The sequence below is a fragment of the Aeromonas sp. SG16 genome (assembly GCF_024436135.1).
In the GTDB taxonomy this organism is placed as follows: Bacteria; Pseudomonadota; Gammaproteobacteria; order Enterobacterales; family Aeromonadaceae; genus Aeromonas; species Aeromonas jandaei.
In genome coordinates this window covers 364,531-385,658 of record NZ_JANFNW010000001.1, presented here as the reverse complement: position 1 = coordinate 385,658, position 21,128 = coordinate 364,531, and the positions used below count along the sequence as shown (strand labels likewise).

Below are 21,128 nucleotides of genomic sequence, written 5' to 3'. Positions count from 1 at the left end.
ACTCATTGCGCCAAGGCGGTCGCATGACGTTCCAGACGGCTCACCAGCCCCGGTTCCCATTGCGACAGTCCCAGACGGGTGGCTTCTTGCCACAAGTGCTGGTAGTGCTGGCGAGCCAGCGAATTCATGCCTTCCTGTTCCAATAACTCCGCCTGCACCAGTTGTGCATGGAAGCGGGCTCTGGGCTCTTTCAGTTGCGCCATCCGCTCATCGAGCAAGGCGAGCGCCGCAGCCACCCCCTGCTCGCCATGGCGCAGAGCCACCTCTTCGGCCAGAGAGCAACCCCCTTGTCCGTCACTGCTCCCCCCCTTGGCTGGTTGCAACCAGCGGCTGCACTCGGCCGACAGAAAGGGGGTGCCGTCGCTGAAGGTGAGCTCCCGCAGCGTCGGCAGACGCTGCAAGAAGGTCTCCAGCTCCTGCATGATGGCCTGCGCCACCGTGGCAAAGCCGAGCTTCTGCGCCACCATGGCCGAGAGCATGTGCCCCTCAAACCAGTAGGGCGCCAGCGTCAGACTCTGTTCGATCCGCTGCCAGAGCCCCTGATCGGCGGCATTCATCGCTGCGCGATACTCATCCACCATGTCAACCGACATGGGCGCAAGCTGGGTCTTGTTGCCCTGCGCCGTCATGGGAGGTGTCGTGATACCGGCCCAGATAGCGTGGCGACGCAGGCGATAGCCCACTGCGGCCTCCGGCTGACGCTCAATGAGGAGCTCCGCCACCTTGAGCTGGGTCTGGCGCCATGCCCGATCGTTGGAGCTGTCGATCTCCACCGCCGGACGCTGGCTCGCACTCCCCTGCGCAGCACTCGAGGTAGTGACGGGAATGCCGGACACAGCGGCACCTGGCGCCACGGTCGCGCTGCTTTGCGGCGCGCCAGCCTCATCGGCCTGCGCCTGTGCCACCTGCTGGCGCTGGGCCCGTTTCAGACCCATCACCAGCGGGTCGAGCAACTCGCCCTTGTCCGGGCAAAGCGCCAGCCACGCCGCCTCCAGCTGTTCGGCGCGAGCCAGCAAACCGGCCAGCTCCGCCGCCGAGGCGCTCTCCGATACCCGTGCCAATACCCCTTCAAAACGCTTGACGATCTGCACCATCAATCGCTGTTTCTGGGTGGCGTTGCCGGGCCAGGCGAGCGACCAGTAGTCGCGGATCCAGCACTCCAGCAGCAGGATTGCCGTTCCCATGGGGGTCGCCTTGGCCGGATGCTGCAGGCAGCGCAGCAACTGGGCCAGCACCCGCATATCCTTGGTTTTGCTCTCCAGCAGCACGAGGCACGCCTCGGCAACCGCATTGAGATCGACCTGGCTGTGGGCCAGCGAGCCCAGCTTGACCAGCTCGGTCTCGACATAATCCCAGCGCGGCTCGTCAGCAGGCACGGCCCCCTTCACCAGTTCGGTAGAGAGAGGGGTCAGCAGGCGGCCACACCAGGGATGTTGATAACTCATTGCGCCCCCTTACCAGCGACACTGCTGGCGCACGGGCTGCAGTGCCTCCTTGAGACCGCTGAGATCCACCCGCAGGATGGCGCCATTGTCGGCCTGTACCTGCAGTTCACGAGCCCCGATCCAGCGCTTGAGCTCCTCGATGGCGGGCAAACCGCGACCATACTCGAGCAGCAGCCCCTGATCCCGGACAAACCAGCTCTGCGACTGGCGACTTGGCTCACCATCCAGCGCTATCTGCACCCGCTCCCCCACCCAGGGGTTATCAAGCCGCAGCCGGATATGGGTGATGCTGTTGACGCAACCGATGGCCAGGGTGGCACCGCGCAGGGCAGGACGGGTCAGGGTGACGCTGCCACCCGCTTCATCCAGCAGAGGCAGAAAAGGGGGGCTGTCAGGCTGACGCCCCTGCTCCTGGGTCAGGATCGCCTGCCAGGCAGGGGAGCGGGAGACCGCCCCCTCTTCACTCCCGGCCGCCCCTTTTCCAATGGCGTCATAGCAGGCCAGACGCACCAAGGGCGACGGTTCGCGCCGGCACGCCTGCAATTGGGCCAACTCCGGGGATGGCTGCGCCGCACTGCTGGCCAGCAGCAGCGGCACCAATGCGAGCAGACTCATCAGCTCACCTCCAGTTTCTGGCACTTGTGATCCAGGGTGCGCTTGGGAATATTGAGGCTTTCTGCCACCAGCATCCGGTTGCCCTGGAAGTAGCGCAGGCGCGCCTCGATCACCGAGGCCTCGTACTGCTGCATGGCGCGGCGCAGATCGCGGATGTGGTTGTAGTCATCCAGTGCGCCGGGCAGCTCGACGCAGACCCGCTCGCGCAGCTCTGGCGGCAGAGCCTCCAGCCCCACCTCATCACCATGGCTGGTATGGGCACAGGCGACCTCCAGCAGGTTGCGCAGCTCGCGCACATTGCCCGGGAAATCATAGGTCTGCAGCTGCTTCAAAAACTTGCGCTGCAACCCTGCCAGCGCCTTGCCATCCTGAGCGGCAAACTGGGCCATGAAGTGCTGGCAGAGCAGCGGCACATCTTCCATATGTTCGCGCAACGGGGCGATCAGCAGCAGGCACTGGCAAAGGCGGTGGTAGAGGTCGGCGCGGAACTGCCCCTCCTCCACATGGCGAGTGAGCGGCTGATGGGTGGCGGCGATGAGACGAAAGTCAGACTGACGCTCCTGCTCGGCACCAAGTGGCCGGAAGCTGCGGGTTTCCAGTACCCTGAGCAGCTTGGCCTGCATGGCGGCTGGCATGTCACCCACTTCATCCAGAAAGAGGGTGCCGCCATTGGCCTGTTCGACCAGCCCGCTCTTGTTGCTGAGCGCGCCGGAGAAGGCCCCCTTCTGATAACCAAACAGCTCGCTCTCGATGAGGTTCTCCGGAATGGCGGCACAGTTGATGGCCACAAAGGGCTTGTGAGCCCGGTCGGAGCACTGGTGTACCAGCCGCGCGACCACCTCCTTGCCACTGCCAGTCTCCCCCTGAATGAGGACGGTCAGCTTGTGGCGCCCCGCCTGAGCGATCTGCTCGCGCAGACCGCAGATCACCGCCGACTGGCCGATCAACTGCTCGCCCAGCAGCTTCTCGTGCTGACGCAGACGATCCTCTTCACCTTTTATCTGGCGCAGGGAGTCGCGCAGCACGCTCTGATCCCGGCGACTGCGCCCCAGATCGCGAATAAGGGTGAGCTGGTTGCAAAAGACCTGCGCCAGACTGGCAAGCTCGGGCCCCTCGGCCCACTCCTGCAATACCTCGCCCCGATCGAGCAGGGCCAGCACGGCAAACGGCTTGCCCTTGCCATCCATCAGCGGAAACGCATGCAGCCCGCACTGCTGGCCCAGATTGGCCAGCAGTGCGCGAAAACCGGCGTGCTCGATGCGAGCACCGCCATAGAGGGAGTCCCAGGTGCGGGACTGCGCCTTGTGCAGCACATAGGCGAGCGGATGGGAAAAATCATCCACCGCCAGCCCCAGCGCCACCTCCTGCCCCTTGACCCAGCCTTTGCATTCGAGCTGGCGACCGCTCACATCCAGCATGCCAAGCAGGATCCCTTTTGGCTGAAAGCTGGCATGGAGGGTCGAGCTCCACCAGTGGCAAAGGTGGGCTTCGTCGCGCTGCTCGGTGAGCGCGAGGGCGAATGCGAGGGCTTGTTCCATGGTCAGCCCTCCACCTCGGCCACGAACTGGTGATCGACCACAGAGAAGCGAACCCGGTTGATGGGCTCACCGGCCGAGAGACGCTGCAGCAGTTGCAGGGAGACCGGCGGCAACAGGGCGCCATCGATAACCGATTCGAGCATGCGCGCACCGTTCTCGCTGCGGTTGGCCCGCAGCAGGATCTCTTCGGCCACCTCGCCATCGAGCTCCACCTCGGCGCCGAAACGCTCCTTGAGCAGCTTGACCAGCCGGTTGAGCTTGCCACCCACGATCTGCACTAGGGTGTCGTGACCCAGCGGCAGATAGGGGATCACCTCCATCCGCGCCAGCAGGGCCGGTTTGAAGAAGGCGGCGAGCTCCGGATAGAGGGCATCCAGCAGCACATCGGGCTGCTCGGCATGCTCGACGATGGTCTGGAAACCGAGGTTGGAGGTGAGGAAGAAGACTACGTTCTTGCAGTCGATGATCCGCCCTTCCCCATCCGCCAGCTCGCCCTTGTCGAACGCCTGATAGAAGAGGTTGAGCACATCCGGGTGCGCTTTTTCCACCTCATCCAGCAGCACCACCGAGTAGGGTTTCTGGCGAATGGCTTCGGTCAGCACGCCACCCTCGCCAAAGCCGACATAGCCGGGAGGCGAGCCGATCAGACGGGAAACCGTGTGTTTCTCCTGATACTCGGACATGTTGATGGTGGTCAGATACTGGCGGCCGCCGAACATCAACTCGGCAATCTGCAGCACGGTTTCGGTCTTGCCGACCCCGCTCGGGCCCACCAGCAGGAAGGCCCCCAGCGGACGGCCGGGACGACGCAGATCCGCGCGCGCGGTCAGCAGGTGCTTGTGCAGGTGGGTCACCGCCACATCCTGCCCCTTGATGAGATCGCCAAGGTACTCCGGCAAACGGGTCACCACATCGAGCTCCCCTTGGGAGATGCGATTGAGGGGCACTCCGGTCCACTCGGCGATGACGGCGGCAATCTGGGTTTTGTCGACATGAGCGGAGACCAGCACCTCTCCCTGCTGCAGGTCGGCTAGCTCGCTCTCGAGGGTGGCCAGCTGCTCGGCAGCCGCTTGCGGATCGAGCGGCGCATCGGCGAGATCCAGCGCCTCTCTGGCCAGCACTTCATCCTGCTGATCAGCGAGGAGAGCGGCGCGCAGCTCGATAATCCGGTGAACCAGCCCCTGCTGCTGCTGCCAGCGGGACTCCTGCTCCGCCAGCGATTCGCGGCAACGCAGCTGCTCTTCCTGCAACTCGGCGAGGCGTTCTTCGTTGTCACCCAACCCGATCAGGCGCTGGCGCTCCAGCTGGCGGATCTCCAGCTCGCGCTGGCGCAGTTCGTTTTGCAGATGGCTGACGGCGCGCGGCGGCGTGGTGAGGTTGATGGCAACCCGGGCACAGGCGGTATCGAGCACGTCGATCGCCTTGTCCGGCAACTGACGGCCGGAGATGTAGCGGGCAGAGAGCTGGGCCGCAGCTTGCAGTGCCTCCTCGTCGATCAGTACCCCGTGGGCCTTCTCGTAGATGCTGCGCAGACCGCGCAGGATCACCGTCGCCTCATCGGCATTGGGTTCGCTCACCTTGACCAGCTGGAAGCGACGGGAGAGCGCCGCATCCTTCTCGACATACTTCTTGTACTCGCTCCAGGTGGTGGCGGCGATGGTGCGCAGCTCGCCACGGGCCAGCGCCGGCTTGATCAGGTTGGAGACATCCATGCCACCAGCCTGGTTGCCGGCCCCGATCAGGGTGTGTGCCTCGTCGATAAAGAGGATGACCGGACGCACCGACTCCTTGACCTCCTGCATCACCCCCTTGAAGCGCTTCTCGAACTCCCCCTTGACCGAGGCGCCCGCCTGCATGGCACCGAGATCCAGCGTCATCAGCTCAACCCCGCGCAGTTTTTCGGGCACCTGACCCGCCACTATGCGCAGGGCCAGCCCCTCGATCAGGGCGCTTTTACCGACGCCCGCCTCGCCCACCACGATGGGGTTGTTTTTGCGGCGACGGGAGAGGATGTCGATCATCAGATCGATCTCGTGATCCCGGCAGAGTACGGGATCAAGCGAACCCTGACGGGCCTGCTCGGTCACATTGACGGTAAAGCGGGCCAGCAGGGTAGCGTCGGTCGGCAGTGCTGCCGGTGCCGTGTTGCCATTGGCCGGATTGGTTACCGGCGTCTCGGCGGACTCCTTAACCCACTCGTCGAACTGCTGGCGCAGCAGCTCGCGATTGACGTTGGCCAGCAAACGGGTCACCGAGCCCGGCAAATAGCGCTGCGGGGTCATCAACAGCACCAACAGCATGACGCCGCTGCGCAGCTGGGCGTGTTGCATCTCGGCGGAGGCGAGCAGCCAGCTGTCTTGCAGCCACTCGACCAGCAGCGGCGAGAAGGAGGGATAACCCTGGCCATAGCCGTTGTCGGCAGCTGCCGGTTGCAGCAGGGTTTTGAGCTCTTCCACTTCCACGTCGGCGCGTTTGAAGATGAGACGGACATCGCTGAGCGGCGTATCCAGCATCTTGAGCAGCAGATGCTCGATGCGGATCTCGGCTCCCTGATGGTTGACACAGAGGGCCGCGGCCTCCTCCAGCATGTGACGGCAGATAGGGTTGAGTCTTTCCACCAGTACTGGCAGTTCTATACGGATCAAGGCGTGCTCTCCTTAGTACTTATTTTAATAATTCGCCCAGTTGACGCAGTACGTCCTGGGTCTGGTTATTGAGTTGGTGGTGATAGAGGCCAAAGATGATGGCCAGGATCAGCGCTCCTCCCATGAACAGGGTGCGCAGGGAGACCTGCTTGCGCAGCTGGTAGCGGGCCGCCTGCCGACCGAGGTCGAGGTGAAACACGCTGGGCGCCTCGCCGCTGCTCTCGGGGGCGAGCTGTTTGTGCAGCTGGCGGACGATACGCTCGAACTCTTCGCGCCCCTGGCTCATCACCTTGTAGCGCCCCTCGAAACCGAGACAGAGGCAGAGATAGATGAACTCAAGAATGTCGCGGTAGCGCTCCGGATCCTCCTGCAGGCGGGCCAGCAGGACGAACACCTTCTCGCCGCCCCAGGTCTCGTTGTGGAAACGGGTCAACAGCGAATGTTCCGACCACTCGCTCTGGCTACCCCAGTCACGGCCCATCACGGCCTCATCGATGAAGGTGCAGAGGATGTAGCGAAACGAGAGGACGACCCCGTTCTCGTAACCCTGAGCCATCAACTCCTGCTCGATGGCCTGGATCTCGGTCACCACCTGCTGATAGAGCTCGGGCACCCGATCGTAACGGGACAGCAGGCGCACCCGCTGCACCAGCCCCAGCAGGGGGGTCACCGCATCGATCATCGGGTTGATGCTCTGGCCACGCAGGCGGAACCAGTAGTCGGAATCCATGTCCAGCTGCTCGGCATGATCGAACAGCAGGTCGCTGAGTTGCTCGTTCTTGATAATGTCCGTGGTCATCTCTGCATATTTCCTTGGTGCGATCACTGGCTACGAATGGCCCAGAGCTGCATGTCGAGCTCGGGGAAATCGCCGGCGATATGGAAGGCGAGCGTGTTGCCCACAGCCAGCATCTGCCAGGCCGGGCTCTGACGGTCGAGCTGGAAGTAGCTGTAACCGGCGTGGTAGGGCAGCTGGCGCGGCGCCACCGGCAGCGGCAGCAGCGGAATACCCGGCAGCTGCAGGCTGATGAGCTCGCGGATCTTGTCGCTGGAGGCCACCTTGGTCTGCTGCAGCAGCTGTTTGCGCAGCTGCTCCTGAGGCATGCGGGCACGCACTGCCAGCACGAAGTCGGCGCTCTGCATCAGCTCGCTCTCGCTTACCATGGCCACCATGATGCCGTACTGGTGTTTGCGCAGCTGGATGGAGACGGCACGCGGCGACAGCACGGTACTGAGTGCCTGACGCAGGGCCAGCATCACCGGTTCGAAGCTCACCTGCTGATCGTCATGACGATAGGCGGGGAACTCGGGCGGCAGACGGGACTCGTCGGTAAAGGTCATCAGCTCGCCGCACAGCTGCACCAGCGCCTCATGCAGCCGTTCGGGGTGCAGGGTGCCAAGGCGCGCCAGATGGGAGAGCTGGGGCTGGGCGCGGTTGAGCAGCTGCAGCATCATAAACTCGGCCACATCGGCAACCCCCTGCTGACCCGGCGCCGCGATGCGCTGGGAGAGGCTGCGAGCCCGCTCGGCCACAAGGCCAGCCGACTCGCCGAGGAAGCGCTTGAGAGTCGGGATGGCAGAGACGCTGATGCTGCAGGGCATGAAGTTGGGATCCAGCACCAGACCGCCGTCCGGACGTTTGTCCAGAATGCGGGCGATAGCCAGGGAGGCGTAGGCACTGCGATCCTCCCGCTCCAGCATCAGGCGCAGGCTGACCCGCCCCACTTCGAGGGAGACCACGTCTCCCCCTTCGCTGTGCAGGTCGCGCACATCGTGGCGATGGGCCTGCAGTCGGGTAGCTACCTGACCACCCTGCCCCACCTCGTTGACCCCGCTCACCGAGAGCGGCAGCGCCAGATAGACCTTCTGGTTGGCGACCGAAGCGTCGGTGATCTCCAGCGGGGTCGGCAGCATATCGTCGTTCGGGATGTTGAACACGGTACCGTCCGGCAGGATGCCGGTGGCCCCCACCAGCGCGATGCGGCCAAAGCCGAGATAATCCTCATTGATGGCGAGCGACTGCAAGCCATAGAAGTAGTCGCTGAGTGCGCTCAGGCGAGCGTGCAGCGCGTAATCCGAATGTCTCTGTTGTTGCTGGAAGTGCTGGGGCTTGATAAAGAGCCCTTCACGCCAGATAACCCGATTTCGACTCGACATGGTTATTCTTCTTCTTTTTGTAGTTCCACTTCATCCAGGCGCAGGTGCACCAGGATTTGATAGGCCATTCCCTTGCTCTTGATCTTGATGACCTTGCGCCACTCGGCGCTGTCCGGGTCGGCGTAACGTGCAATCACGCCGATGTAACGGGTCTTCTCGTCGAGCTTGACGGGGGGCAGGTATTTGAACTGGCCGGGCAGCAGGGTGTACTCCTGATGATCGAGGTAGTTCTTGCCAAGGGCTTTCTCCACATCTGCCGTCACCTGGTCGTAGTCGGTGGCGAGCAGCTTGGAATCTTCCGCCAGCAGCACTACCTGAAACTCGATAGGTGCTGCCTCCCCGCTCTCGTTGGGGTTGACGTCAGGCTCGGCGACCAGACTCAGCCCCAAAGTGGAGGGCTGATCATTGTTGCTCCCCACCTGGATATCCGGGTTCATGGCGACATCGGCCATCTTGCCCATGGTGGTACAACCGGCGAGGGTCAGCAGAGCCGCCCCCAGCATCAGCGCACGTATCATCAAATCAGTCCCTGTTGCTGACGCACGGCCTGGTCATACGCCTGGGCGTAAACCTGATGGAACAGCTTGTCGAACCCCTGCTGGCGGGCAGAGGTGAGCTCGCGGTAGTAGTGCTGGTACATGTTCCAGGCCCACCCTTCATCAGCCATGCCCGGCGCGCCGCTGCGGCGGTATTGCTCGAACCGGCCGAGCAGGGCTTCCGGCGAGAAGGCCTGCAGGATACTGTCAAGCGCCGCACTGATGGCCTGCTGGTTTGCCACGTGGTGAATGCGCACGTTTTGCAGGCTCTCGGCCACTGCAGCCGGCGCGCTCAGGTGCACCGGGCTCTTCTGCTCGGCAAACAGCACCGCCAGGGTCTCGTCATAACCAAGGCCAAGGCGCAGCGGGTTATCCTCAATCGGGCGCAAGTGCTTGTCGGCCAGCGCCGCCTGATCGTTTTGCAGCTGGAGCAGCCCCTCCACCATGGCCCGCATGGTCTTGCCCATCTCTTCAAGCATGTCGTGCGCCTGACGGGTATCTTCCAGTTGCAGGTTCTGACCCAGGCCGCGCATCAGCGGCGTCAGGGCAACGTGATCAACTCCCTCCTGCGGCATGAAATCGGGATGGTTCTCGATGGTGGGCATATCCAGAAATTCTTGGTTCATGGTGTTCTCGACAGCAGAAAAAGGGGCAAGGGAGAGGGTGTCCATCTCCGGTTGAGGATGCAGCTCAGCCTGCATGCGGCTCTCGGCCAGCGGATTGATGGCGCGCTCCTGTTGCAGGGCCAGCAAGGGGTCGACGGCGAGATGGCGCGGATCCGCCACAGCGGCTGTTGGCTCCTCGCCCGCCAGCCACTCGTCAAGCTGCTCGGCCGGATGGGTTCCCAGCACCTGATGCAGACTCTGCTCCGGCGTAATGGCCCCCAGATAGGCGCGTAGGCGGAACGGGCCGACGATGAGCTCATCCCCCTGCTCCAGATGCACCTTGCGGGCCCGTCCGATGGGCGAGGTGGCACCGTTGATATAGGTCTGGCCGCTCAGATCGCACAGGCAGAAACGACCGTCGTTGAGCTCGACCCGGGCGTGGGCGGGCAGCACGGCCCCCAGCCGATCCTTCAGTTGCCAGTCATCCTGCTCGGAAGCACCCAGGGTGCCGCCCATCTCGTCGAAGCGGTACTGCACCTGCTGGCGACCATCGAGCTGCTCGCTGTTGAGCACCACCAGGGAAAGTTGCTGATTAAACTCGTCCACATTCACTCCTGCACACATATGGTCACAAACGGCTCGCTCGGTGGCTGGCCGAGAAAGGTACTCCACCCCAGACGGGCGCTCTGCTCTTCACCGAGTCGCAGCCCCTTCGCCTGCTCCTGGCCGAAGCCAAGACGCAGATCCCAGGCCAGCTGATCGCGCAAGATGAAGGAGACAAAGGTCACCAGCGACTGGAAGTGCTCCCCGTTCGGAAGAAATCCGAGAAACTGGCTGAAACTCAGGTTGTTGATCTTCAACAAGAACTTGCCGGCGCAATCATTAACCTTGTCGCCGATGACAAAATCCCCGCCCAGAGTCGCGCAAGCGCCCCCCAGACGGTTTTGCTGATCCGGATGGATCGGCACCTTGCGCCACTGCCAGGCACTCACCTCTACCTCTGCCAGATCGAAACAGTGGGCCACCAGACCAGCTACCACCTCGGGCGAACGACTGGGGCTCGCCAGCATGCCCGCATAGGAGAGCATCTTGGCCCGGTTGACCGGCAGGCTCTGGCAGACTGCCTCGTTGCCAAGCCCCACCAGTGCAAACATCAGGCGGGAGAAGCCATCCTCACCGTTGTCCTGAAAACGGACGTGGTAGCGATACTTGCGCCAGATCCGGTGCAGCAGGGTCAGCAGACGGTGATGAAAGAAGTCGAGAAAGAGGCCGAGCTTCTGCTCCCCCTGGGCGTACTCCCACGCCAGCGAGTCGAGGTAGTAGCCGGGCATCGGCGACTGGCTGCCATGCAGGCCGAGAAACGCGACCTCAAGCTCGTGGCGGCCCCGCTCATCGCGACCAAACTGCAGCACATCGCTGGTTGGAAAGCCTAGGGAGGCTGTCGCCTTGAAACGGATCTTCTCGTCACCCGGCAGGTGGTCGAGACCACGCTCCTGATCCGCCCCCTCCAGCCGGTTGAGCAGCTCGACCAGCTGGAAGAAGTTGAAGCGCGGCGCCTCCCCTGCGCAGGTCACATCAGGGAGTGCTGACCGATCTGGACTGGCCATTGATAGCGCTCCTTGTTATCGAGATTGACCACCTCAAGCAGGTGGAAGGCGTTGACGCTGGCATAGAGCGAGAAGAAGTGGGCCAGCACGGTACTGAAGAGATAGAGCTCCCCTTCGCTGCCAAAGGCGGACTGGCGAATGGAGAGCACCGACTTGAGCCCCCGCACCGGCATGCCGCGTACCAGCCGATCCACTGGCGTGGTTTCGATCTCCTCAATCCCCGCCAGCCGTTTGCGCGATGCCTGTTCCGCCTGCTTGTCATGCAGCGCCGGAAAGTCGTAGGTGCGCAGCACCTGGACCAGCGCATCGCGCCGCAGCAGAGAGACATAGTTGAGCGACAGGTTGGAAATCAGGGTCCAGTGCAGGCTGCCATCGAGAGCCGGACGCAACGGCCGGGTCGGCCGGATCAAATTGCGGAAAGTGGCAAACGAGGGGGAGCTACCGGTCGGCACACAGACGCTGCCAACCTTGAGGCGGGCAGCGCGGGAGCGGTTGGTACAGGTGAGCGTCACCGAGATAGATTCATCCAGATCGTGGGCGATGGTCTCGTCACCGCGCACAAACGAGAGGCTGTGCTCAAAGCCATCGCCGCTCACCGACTCCTTGACCCGCACCCGGTAGTAGAGTGCCAGCCGCTGTTTGGCCCGCTCAATCTGATGCTGGAAACTTTCAAACGGCTGATAGATGCGCGGGGTGCCGCGGGAGCGGCCAAGATTGCCCTCGACCCACCCCTCGACCTTGTCGACCGAGAAGATTTCGAAGCTGTCGGCATGGCGATAGCTCGCCTTGAGGGGGTATTCCGCCTGACGGCCATTGAGATTGACCGGCTCGCTGTCGTGCTGGAACAGGTTGATGGCCGGCACGCAGTTGAGCATGAAAGAGTCGGGACGGATCTTGAGCTCCGCCGGCAGAGGCCGGTCAAAGCAGAAATGGATCCTGAACTCGCTGACCGGCAACGGCTGCTTTGGCCACTCGCCGCCCGAGAGCTCGAAGAAGAGGAAACTTTCCGGAAAGCAGAAATACTCCTGCAGGATCCGGTAACCGGAATAGACATTGTTCGGATAGGGCAACAGCGCATCATCACGCTCGAAGCCGACCGGTTTCAGTGCCTTGGCCTCCTGACGGAACCGCTTGCCGTTGACCTCCAGCTCGATATGGGAGAGCTGGTTGGAGAGCCAGAAATAGAGTTCATAGGCGGTGTAGCTATCGCCGCCAAGAAAGAGACGCAGCTTGTCGAGTTGCAGCTCGCTCAGGGGAAGCGGTGCATGCAGGGCGATATCCAGCGAGATGGTGGAGAGATCGTTGCCGCTTTGCGCCGAGATATGCTGGATGTCTGCGGGATAGACCCAGGCATCGTGACAGGTCTGGAAGTGGCAGGTCACGCCATCTTGCGGCAGGCTGTCGAGCTGGCATCCCTGACTCACCAGCGCCGGCTGGGCGATCGCCCCCGGAATGACCGAGAACTGCATGATGGTCATGCTGGGCACGGGACGCAGGTAGTTGGGCCAGAGCATATTGAGCAGACCGTGGGTCAGCTCGGGAAACTCATCCTCAATCTTGGCGCGCAGGTTGCCCGTGAGAAAGGCGAACCCTTCCAGCAGGCGCTCCACGTCCGGATCGCTATTTTGCTCCGACAGAAAGCGGGTGAGTTCGGGATAGGCAGTGGCAAATTCGCGCCCTTGCAGGCGCAAAAAAGCCAGTTCATCCCTGAAGTAATGTTCCAGCGACATTGATCAGACCATGCGGTAGTGACGGTGACTGTCCATATGGACGTTGAACGAGGTAACGTGATCGATATGTTCCAGCCTGACGTGGGCGGTCACCATAAACGACATCTCGAGCGGGCTCGACTGATAGTCGGGTGAACGTACATCCACATGCACGATCCGCGGTTCATACCGGCGGATGCATTGCCGGATCGCCTCCCGGATCCGTCCCTTGATATCGGCGCTCCCCTGGGTGGCATCGTTGAGATCGATGACCCCCAGATCGGGCGCGCTGCGGCAGTTGCCGGGACGGGTGTTGAGGATCTGATCGAGTTGCCGTTTTACGGAATCGACCAGCACCTCCACTTCCGAACGGGGGGAGGAGCCATGCCCCTCCCCCCTGATGCGATCAAACAGACTGGCCGTATTTCCTCTATCCCAAGAAGAGAGATACGGCATCGGTCATTATTCCTTGTCCAGTCGACCTACCAGAGAGAGCTCGAAGCTCGCCCCCATGTACTTGAAGTGCGGGCGCACGGCCATGGCCACCTGATACCAGCCCGGCTCGCCTTCCACATCCAGCACCTTGATCTGGGCTGCACGCAGGGGACGACGGCTGCGCACGTCTGCCGGCGGGTTCTCCTGATCGGCAACGTACTGCTTGATCCAGCCGTTCAGCTCGCGCTCCAGATCCTGACGCTCTTTCCAGGAGCCGATCTGCTCGCGCTGCAGCACTTTGATGTAGTGCGCCAGACGGTTGATGATGAACATGTAGGGCAGCTGGGTACCCAGCTTGTAGTTGGTCTCCGCCTCTTTGCCCTCTTTGGTGTTGGGGAACACCTTGGGCTTTTGTACCGAGTTGGCAGAGAAGAAGGCGGCGTTGTCGCTGTCCTTGCGCATGGTCAGGGTGATGAAACCCTCTTCGGAAAGCTCATACTCGCGACGGTCGGTGATGAGCACCTCGGTCGGGATCTTCGCCTGCAGCTGACCCATCGCCTCATAGACGTGCACCGGCAGATCGTGGATGGCACCACCGCTCTGCGGGCCGATGATGTTCGGGCACCAGCGGTACTTGGCGAAGCTGTCGGTCAGGGAAGTACCCATCAGATAGGCAGTGTTGCCCCACAGGTAGTGGTCGTGATCCGAGCTGATATCTTCCTTGTAGTTGAAGCCCTTGATGGGGTTCTCGGTCGGATCGTAGGGCAGACGGGCCAGGAAACGCGGCGCAGTCAGACCCAGATAGCGGGAATCTTCCGATTCACGCAGGGAACGCCATTTGGTGTAGGCCGGTCCTTCGAACACCGATTTCAGATCCTTGATGGAGGGCAGATCGGTGAAGCTGTCAACGCCGAAGAAAGCGGGGGCGACAGAGGAGATGAAGGGGGCGTGGGCCATGGCACCGACGGCACTGACATACTGCATCAGCTTGATGTCAGGGGAGCTGTGGGTAAAGGCGTAGTCACCGATCACAGCACCGATCGGCTGACCGCCGAACTGACCGTAGCCGGTTGAATAGACATGCTTGTAGAGGCCGGACTGGGTGATCTCGGGCGAGAACTCGAAATCTTCCAGCAGCTCTTCCTTGGTGGCGTGCAGCACCTGGATCTTGATGTTCTCGCGAAAATCGGTGCGATCCACCAAGAGCTTCAGGGAGCGCCAGGAGGACTCCATCTCCTGCAGCTCTTTGGCGTGCAGGATGACGTCCATCTGCTTGCTCAGCTTCTTGTCGAGCTCGACAATCATGCTGTCAACCAGCGCCTTGTTGACCGGCTCGGCGGTTGAACCGCTATCCAGAATATTGGCGATCAGGGCTGCAACGCCCTGCTTGGCGACGCTGTAACCCTCATCCACCGGCGTGATGCGAGCCTGCGCCATGATTTCGTCCAGCAGGGAGGACGAGGAGGCGACGGCTGCCCCCGCTTGAACCTGTTCTTCGACCAAAGACATGTTTTTTCCTTTCTCGTTCAGTCAATCCAACCCGGCGATCACTCGGCAGGCTTAATCAAATCCAGCTCCTTGAGCAGCTGCTCACGGGCTTCATCACTGGACAGCAGATCCTGCAGGCGGTTGCGGAAGGCAGGGATATTCCCCAGCGGCCCTTTCAGGGCAACCAGTGCTTCACGCAGTTCCAGCAGTTTGCGCAGCTCGGGAACCTGCTGGGCAACGCTGTCCGGGGTGAAATCCTCCAGAGACTGGATCTTGATCGAAACCGGCATCTCGTCCTGGCTGTTCTCTTCCAGGCGATTGGGAACGGAAAACTTCAGTTCCAGCGCGGATTCTTTCATGACTGAAGAGAAATTATTCTTGTCGATGGAGACGGTCTGGCGCTCCTCGATAGGGGTTTCTTCGGTACGCCCTTTCATATTACCGACCACCATCATGGTCAGCGGAAGTTCTATTTCCGCCTGCTGACCACCGGTTGCCGGTACATATTTGATATTGATACGCTCTTTGGGCGCAACAGTGGCGCCGTCAATTCCTTTTCCCATGCTCTAAATACCAAGTTAAGGGCCAACAAGGCCACAAAGCTTATAGTCAACGCTTTATCCGGCAACTGTAAAAAATGACAGTTGACGGTGCCATCGCTATTTTCGGTGGCAATAGCATCGACCAAGGATGCGTTTTCGATATATCTCAAGCAATTGCTCTAATAATCAAAAACACAATATCCATCTTGTTATCTATACAACCCGATACGCCTCAACTCTTTGTTTGAGGTCATTTTGGCTTAAGAGCCATTTGCGCCGCATGGTATATGTCCATATATTGTCAAGTCAATGATTCATTTCTAACAGCCAAGAAAAAAACAAATTGCAATGAAAATATAAACAAGCAAAATCAACATCTTATACTCAACCGCTTGTATGTTCATTGCACGCATTTATTACGATAAGAAAATAAAAATCATCACCAAAAACGACCCATCGCAATAGCCTGGCTTGCAATCATAAATTTCAAAAAAATGGCAAAAAAAAAGAGGTGAGCGACACATTCTGTCGTCCACCTCTTCAAGAAAATCAGCGTATCTTGCTCACATCATCCCGCACAATCAATGAGCAGAAATCAGCGTTAAGACAATCAATGAGAGCACACCAAGGCTGCTCACTGATAATTAAATTCATAAACACCATTATCAGGAAGAGTGGGATACGCCAACTCCCCCATCAACATATTGCTTATCAACTGTCCAGTTGTTTACCTTTGGCAAGACGATCAAACCAGTGCTGCGCCAATTTTTGACCAGCGCTTTTCTCCTTTTCGGTCATCTCCTTTTCCAGTTCATTTCTCGCCTGGGTTGCCTCCTTGTTACCGTCGGTGGCAGCCAGCAAATACCATGCATAAGCATGCAGTCTGTTGCGTGGGGCACCCAGTCCCTGATCCCGCATCATCCCCATCCGATATTGCGCCTCCCGATGTCCGGCATTGGCCGCAAGCCGGTACTGTTTCAGGGCGAGACCATAATCCTCCTTACCCCCCTGACCGAGACGCAGCATCTCGCCATAGGCGTATTGAGCATCGAGCTCACCCTGTTTGCTGGCCAGCGCGAACCCCTCACGAGCCAACTCCAGCTCCCCCCGCTCTTGCTGCAAAGTGGCCAGCTCGACCTGTGCCTTGCTGATCCCCCCTTGCGCCGCCAACGACAACCAGTGCTCCCGCGACGATGCATCGCTCTGCTGCAGGCTAAGCTGGTACTCGGCTTCATGAGCACCGTTACCTGCCGCCAACTCCAGCCAGTAGCGTCCCAGTGCCGGATCGGCTGCGACCTGTTCCCCCGCCAGATAGGCCATGCCAAGCCAGAGCTGGGCTGGTGCGGAACCGGCATTGGCGGCGCGTTGATAGGCCTCGAATGCCGTTCTGGGGCTTGCCTCGGTGGCAAGGACATAGAGAGCATCAGGGTGCTGCTGGGCTGCCGCCTTCTCGAACCAGCGCATGGCAATATCGGGACGTTTGACCACCCCCTTTCCGTGTTGATAACGCAGTGCAAGCTGATACTGGGCATCGCGGTTGCCTTGCTCGGCTGATTTTTCCAACCACTCGATGGCATCCTGATCGGCACCCGGCTGGCTGGCATACCATTCCCCCAGGATCAACTGGGCACCAGCGTGATCCTGCCTGGCCGCCCGTTCAAACCAGTCGAGACAGTCACTTGCCAGCTTGCCCTGATGTTCGCTGCGACAGGCAAGACCCAACTGATAGCTGGCTTCACGATTGCCCAGTCGGGATGCCCGTTGCCACCACTGTTCTGCCAGTTGCGGGCTTTTCGGCTCGCCCAATCCCAGCTGATACCAGTGGCCAACCTGCAGAGCGGCAGCTCCGCGAACCTTGTTATCGGCAGCCAGAGGGCCACTCTGACCTGCCGCCTGCTGCATCCAGTGCATGGCTTGCGGATAGTCGGGCTGTGCCGCCAGCCGTTTGGCGAGTTCATACTGCGCCTTGCCATTGCCCTGTTTTGCCTCTTTAGCAAGCTCGGCATCACTCACAGACGAGTTTGTCGTGGCACAACCGGCGAGCAGAGCGACCGCCAGCACGCACCATAAATTTTTTTTATTCATTTTGCTTTTTTGCATAAGTAAAAATAACGAACGAAGGGCGCCGGGCAATGACGATATGAAATCATCACCACCCGAAACACCCGTAAATGAGAAGATGGATGCCGCGCAGCATCAGCACCTCTAACGAGGTTCCGGCACGACGGCTTTGGGTAACAGAGGTGCCTGGGTCGAACACCCGGAGCCAGAGCCGGCAGCACCGCCCGAGTTCATCTTGATGGTAGGACCAACCAGGGTGACCCCTCCCCCATCGACCTTGATAAAGCAGCCTCCGACCTTGACGCTGATCTCTGACCCAGCCTCCAGCACCACCTTGGCACCGGCCTTGACGTGCATCTCCTGCCCCGTCTGAGCAAGCCAGCTTTGCCCCAGCTTCTGATGCATGGAGGCATCCACCGTCAGCGAGTAATCCGCCTTGATCTGGTCACGCTTCTCACCCTCCACCGTCAGGTGGTCGTTGGCCTTGATGCGGGTCACCCGCTCGTTGTCGATGTCGGTGTGCTGGTCATGTTTGATGTGCCATGCCGTATCGTTTTCGATAAGCACGTTCAGGTCTTTCTGACCGTGGAGGTAAATCTCCTCCTGTCCCGCCTGGTCTTCAAAACGCAGCTCGTTAAAGCCCTCGCCCTGGTGGGTTTCGGTACGCAGCACGGTGCGGGTCTTGTTGGCAGGCAGCTCATACGGTGGCCGGTTGGTGGCGTGGAAGGTGCGCCCCGTCACGATAGGCTGGTCGGGGTCTCCTTCCAGAAACGAGACGATGACCTCGTGGCCGATACGCGGGATGGCCATCATGCCGTACTGGCCACCGGCCCAGCCTTGGCTCACTCGCACCCAGCAGGAGCTCTGGTCGTTGGAGCTGCCATATCTGTCCCACGGGAATTGCAGTTTCACCCGGCCATGTTCGTCGCAGTAAATCTCTTCCCCATCAGGCCCCACCACGATGGCGATTTGCGGGCCATCCACCATGGGTTTGTGGGGTGCTTCCGGGCTGCCGATGCGGGCCCGCCAGGTAGTGCTCGCCTTCACCACGCCAAATTCGTTGTGGTAGACGGTCGGGCCGCTGCCACCCTCTTCCTCCAGCGCTTGCGGTTGCTCACCGGTGTGGCGGATATGGACGATTTGCCAGTCGGTGTTGAGGCTGCCGTTCGGATGTTCGGTCAATGAAAAGTGCTGGCCCGGCAGCAGAGCTGCGCTGTTGGATTTGCCGCTACCCGCCACCGCATCGTTGCGCAGGGCATCGAGCCGGTGCAGGGCAAAGGCCTTGCCACTCGGGTCCTGCTTGTAACGGCCCGGGTAGTCGAAGTGCTGGTAGGTATCGCGCTGATGCTCCAGCTCTGCCCCCTGCTTTTTATGGGAGAGGCCATAGGCTGGCGTCTTGAAGCTGTAGTCCTTGAGCTCCACATCCGAGGGGCGCACTGCCTCGCGGTAGTGGAACTGGCGGACATAGGCGCCCTGCTCGAGGCTGCGGTTGCCGAGGTTGAAGAAGAGCTCGGGGCCGGCAGTCAGGGCCGCGGCGTCGTCGGCAAACACAATGCGGTGTTTGCCTGCTTCAAATTCGTGGAAGTAGAACAAGCCCTCTTCGGCTGCGAGGCGGTTGAGGAAATCGAGGTCGGTCTCCCGATACTGAACGCAGTATTCCCGCTGGGCATGTTCATTCTTGAGCGCAAAGGCGTAGTCGGTGATGCCGTGCTCTTGCAGCAGGATACTGAGGATTTCATCGGGCTTCTGCGCCTGGAAGATGCGGGAGTTCTGGCGCAGCCCCAGCCGCCACAGGGCAGGTTTCACCTCAATGCGGTAACGGGTACGGCGAAAGCCGCTGTCCCCTTGGGCAAACTCGCTCACTACCCCGCACACTCTGCGTTGCAGCTCGCCGTTGTACCACACCATCAGCTCGCACGGCTGGTCCAGCACGGCGCCAAAGTCGACATCGGGCTGGCTGCTGGCCAGCTCAAGGCGCAGGTTGAACGGCCGGTTCAGCCCCTCATCCAGCTGGAAACTCGCCACCACGAAGGTGCTCTCGGGCAACGCCCCCACCTTGACGGTAAATTGCAATCCGGTTTGATTAGCCATGGCTCTCCCCTCTTGTCACGGCCACGCGATGTCTGCGCCCCTCTTCAAGACCCCAACCGCCAAACCACGCTACCGCCCTCTCCGGTGCCACAACAGGCAACCAAGATAGCGGCGAACACGGGTTACGGGCGGATTGGGTCTGCATCACAGGACACCCTTTAGTGCTTTGCCATCCCCCCGCATCAATCGACCCCAAGGCAGAGGGATGGCAAAACAGAAAAGCTCCGGCTACCTGAGCGGGCCGGAGAAATACGGGCTAAGAGGGCCGGTTTGGCAACCGGCCCATAAGACACATAACTACTTGCAAGGAATACCAAAGTAACAAAACGAGGATTAGGCCTCGATGGGCGCACGCCAGTCGTCCGCACCGGAAGTACCGGCAACGGTGTGTTCCCAGTCAATTTTGCGGTAAGCCATGGAGACCTGGATAAGCTGGGTGAAGTCAGACTTCGCCGGGTCCTGGCAGTGCGGCATCTGGCAGTCGATGTCAACGATGGTGGCATCGGTCAGCACGGTGGAGAAGAAGTGCTCCTGCTTGCCTTCAACGGAGGTGCGGTACCACTTCAGGGTCACTTTCGGCAGCATTTCACCGGAAGCCAGCGCGTTGTACATCAGAGGTACGGCTTTGTTCAGGGCAACGGTGAACTTGAACGGCTTGTGGACACGCTGACCAGCCGGCTGACCGGATTGCGGGTCGGTCGGGACAGTCACAACGTGCTGGAACTCTTGTACCAGCATCTCGTCTTCGTGACCTTGTACGAAGATGTTGCCGACGGAATCGGAGGTGAAGGCACCGGCGGTGATATTGCCCTGGGTTTTACCTTCGATGCTGATATAACATGGAGTTGGCATGTGTATGCTCCTAAATAGATTGGTTAAATGAGATAGCACTCGACCAGACTATTAGCAGCGACCATGCCACTTATTTTTCACATAAAAAACAATAACTTATAACCACCCTCTCGTTACACGCCTCTCCACCAACGCAACTAGTTGCTCAGACAACAGATCACACCACACAAACTTGCATGAAAGAGATTTTAAACTGCACACAAGGCAACATTTTGCCCACGGCAGAACTTATATCTACCAAGCCGCACCAGATACAGCGCATATCCGTCATCCCTTGATGTGATGTCCATCAGTGTGGGCCTTATGGCTATTTCAACTACGGTCTCAGGCTGGCGACTCGCAGCGAGCCACTGTACTGCCCGCCCCTATCAGGATTTAGATGTATGAGATCTTGTCGGCGGGAAGAACAATAAACAGGGAAAAATGACGGGAGCGTCTCATGTCAGTCCATATGGTCTGAGCGGATAGAAATGACCAACACGGCACACAACTGAATAGGCATGAAAATGAAGCAAAGCAGAACTGTAAAAACCAATCACAGGCGCAGTGAAAAGCAAAAAGCCCTGACGTTTCCGTCAGGGCTTTGCAATTTGGCGGTGAGGGAGGGATTCGAACCCTCGATACGTTGCCGTATACACACTTTCCAGGCGTGCTCCTTCAGCCACTCGGACACCTCACCAAATTTTGGTATGTTGTTTAACGTGTTCAGCCAACACCGCGTTCGCTGCGCCGTTGCGCTGGAACGGGGCGTAATGTACGGGATACGAGGGCATGTGGTCAATGCAATTTTTTACTTTTTGCG

General features: G+C 60.3%; 15 protein-coding genes, 1 tRNA gene and 1 pseudogene. All 17 read right to left on the bottom strand.

The genetic code is table 11. The features are described from left to right. Positions 1–2: 2 nt before the first annotated feature. The gene (gene tssA / locus NOM67_RS01820; RefSeq protein WP_156852985.1) at positions 3–1,445 is read right to left on the bottom strand and encodes a type VI secretion system protein TssA; all 1,443 of its coding nucleotides are present in this window, start codon (positions 1,443–1,445) and stop codon (positions 3–5) included. A 9-nt stretch (positions 1,446–1,454) separates the two neighbouring features. After that, positions 1,455–2,060, bottom strand: coding sequence for a type VI secretion system-associated protein VasI (vasI, locus tag NOM67_RS01815; protein WP_042032013.1), 606 nt, complete (start codon positions 2,058–2,060; stop codon positions 1,455–1,457). Further along, the gene (locus NOM67_RS01810) at positions 2,060–3,598 is read right to left on the bottom strand and encodes a sigma-54-dependent Fis family transcriptional regulator (protein WP_255933410.1); all 1,539 of its coding nucleotides are present in this window, start codon (positions 3,596–3,598) and stop codon (positions 2,060–2,062) included. Before NOM67_RS01810 ends, vasI begins: the two co-directional genes overlap by 1 nt. Positions 3,599–3,600: 2 nt before the next feature. Then, entirely contained in the window at positions 3,601–6,243 is a 2,643-nt protein-coding gene (gene tssH, locus NOM67_RS01805; protein ID WP_255933408.1) for a type VI secretion system ATPase TssH, read from the bottom strand. A gap of 19 nt (positions 6,244–6,262) precedes the next feature. Continuing rightward, on the bottom strand, positions 6,263–7,042 hold the full coding sequence (icmH, locus tag NOM67_RS01800) for a type IVB secretion system protein IcmH/DotU (RefSeq protein WP_033114647.1): 780 nt from the start codon (positions 7,040–7,042) through the stop codon (positions 6,263–6,265). 23 nt (positions 7,043–7,065) lie between these two features. Continuing rightward, positions 7,066–8,400, bottom strand: coding sequence for a type VI secretion system baseplate subunit TssK (gene tssK / locus NOM67_RS01795; protein ID WP_041210857.1), 1,335 nt, complete (start codon positions 8,398–8,400; stop codon positions 7,066–7,068). A gap of 2 nt (positions 8,401–8,402) precedes the next feature. Then, the gene (gene tssJ, locus NOM67_RS01790; RefSeq protein WP_041210858.1) at positions 8,403–8,918 is read right to left on the bottom strand and encodes a type VI secretion system lipoprotein TssJ; all 516 of its coding nucleotides are present in this window, start codon (positions 8,916–8,918) and stop codon (positions 8,403–8,405) included. Then, a complete protein-coding gene (gene tagH, locus NOM67_RS01785; protein WP_216994264.1) occupies positions 8,918–10,147 on the bottom strand; it encodes a type VI secretion system-associated FHA domain protein TagH in 1,230 nt (409 codons plus the stop codon). The genes tssJ and tagH overlap by 1 nt, the downstream gene beginning before the upstream one ends. A 2-nt stretch (positions 10,148–10,149) precedes the next feature. Continuing rightward, positions 10,150–11,148 (bottom strand): type VI secretion system baseplate subunit TssG, encoded by a 999-nt coding sequence (gene tssG, locus NOM67_RS01780; protein WP_033114704.1) that lies wholly within the window; start codon positions 11,146–11,148, stop codon positions 10,150–10,152. Beyond that, positions 11,112–12,878, bottom strand: coding sequence for a type VI secretion system baseplate subunit TssF (gene tssF, locus NOM67_RS01775; protein WP_255933401.1), 1,767 nt, complete (start codon positions 12,876–12,878; stop codon positions 11,112–11,114). The genes tssG and tssF overlap by 37 nt, the downstream gene beginning before the upstream one ends. Positions 12,879–12,881: 3 nt before the next feature. Beyond that, positions 12,882–13,313, bottom strand: coding sequence for a type VI secretion system baseplate subunit TssE (tssE, locus tag NOM67_RS01770; RefSeq protein ID WP_041210862.1), 432 nt, complete (start codon positions 13,311–13,313; stop codon positions 12,882–12,884). Between the two features lie 6 nt (positions 13,314–13,319). Further along, a complete protein-coding gene (tssC, locus tag NOM67_RS01765; protein WP_033114641.1) occupies positions 13,320–14,801 on the bottom strand; it encodes a type VI secretion system contractile sheath large subunit in 1,482 nt (493 codons plus the stop codon). 38 nt (positions 14,802–14,839) lie between these two features. Continuing rightward, positions 14,840–15,343: a type VI secretion system contractile sheath small subunit gene (gene tssB, locus NOM67_RS01760; protein WP_033114640.1), complete on the bottom strand. Its 504-nt coding sequence runs from the start codon at positions 15,341–15,343 to the stop codon at positions 14,840–14,842. A gap of 690 nt (positions 15,344–16,033) precedes the next feature. After that, positions 16,034–17,407 carry a tetratricopeptide repeat protein gene (locus NOM67_RS01755; protein WP_041210863.1) on the bottom strand — a complete coding sequence of 458 codons (1,374 nt, stop codon included), beginning with the start codon at positions 17,405–17,407 and terminating at the stop codon, positions 16,034–16,036. 126 nt (positions 17,408–17,533) lie between these two features. Beyond that, a pseudogene (locus NOM67_RS01750) lies at positions 17,534–19,474 on the bottom strand (type VI secretion system tip protein VgrG); the annotation flags it as partial. 333 nt (positions 19,475–19,807) lie between these two features. Then, the gene (gene hcp1, locus NOM67_RS01745) at positions 19,808–20,326 is read right to left on the bottom strand and encodes a type VI secretion system effector Hcp1 (protein ID WP_010634242.1); all 519 of its coding nucleotides are present in this window, start codon (positions 20,324–20,326) and stop codon (positions 19,808–19,810) included. Between the two features lie 591 nt (positions 20,327–20,917). Next, positions 20,918–21,005: transfer RNA gene (locus tag NOM67_RS01740), tRNA-Ser, on the bottom strand. Positions 21,006–21,128 lie beyond the last annotated feature (123 nt).

Excerpts from the sequence above, each read along its gene's own strand:
- tssA (WP_156852985.1), bottom strand. The coding sequence starts at position 1,445 with ATGAGTTATCAACATCCCTGGTGTGGCCGCCTGCTGACCCCTCTCTCT.
- vasI (WP_042032013.1), bottom strand. The coding sequence starts at position 2,060 with ATGAGTCTGCTCGCATTGGTGCCGCTGCTGCTGGCCAGCAGTGCGGCG.
- NOM67_RS01810 (WP_255933410.1), bottom strand. The coding sequence starts at position 3,598 with ATGGAACAAGCCCTCGCATTCGCCCTCGCGCTCACCGAGCAGCGCGAC.
- icmH (WP_033114647.1), bottom strand. The coding sequence starts at position 7,042 with ATGACCACGGACATTATCAAGAACGAGCAACTCAGCGACCTGCTGTTC.
- tssK (WP_041210857.1), bottom strand. The coding sequence starts at position 8,400 with ATGTCGAGTCGAAATCGGGTTATCTGGCGTGAAGGGCTCTTTATCAAG.
- tssJ (WP_041210858.1), bottom strand. The coding sequence starts at position 8,918 with ATGATACGTGCGCTGATGCTGGGGGCGGCTCTGCTGACCCTCGCCGGT.
- tssG (WP_033114704.1), bottom strand. The coding sequence starts at position 11,148 with ATGGCCAGTCCAGATCGGTCAGCACTCCCTGATGTGACCTGCGCAGGG.
- tssF (WP_255933401.1), bottom strand. The coding sequence starts at position 12,878 with ATGTCGCTGGAACATTACTTCAGGGATGAACTGGCTTTTTTGCGCCTG.
- tssE (WP_041210862.1), bottom strand. The coding sequence starts at position 13,313 with ATGCCGTATCTCTCTTCTTGGGATAGAGGAAATACGGCCAGTCTGTTT.
- tssC (WP_033114641.1), bottom strand. The coding sequence starts at position 14,801 with ATGTCTTTGGTCGAAGAACAGGTTCAAGCGGGGGCAGCCGTCGCCTCC.
- tssB (WP_033114640.1), bottom strand. The coding sequence starts at position 15,343 with ATGGGAAAAGGAATTGACGGCGCCACTGTTGCGCCCAAAGAGCGTATC.
- NOM67_RS01755 (WP_041210863.1), bottom strand. The coding sequence starts at position 17,407 with ATGAATAAAAAAAATTTATGGTGCGTGCTGGCGGTCGCTCTGCTCGCC.
- hcp1 (WP_010634242.1), bottom strand. The coding sequence starts at position 20,326 with ATGCCAACTCCATGTTATATCAGCATCGAAGGTAAAACCCAGGGCAAT.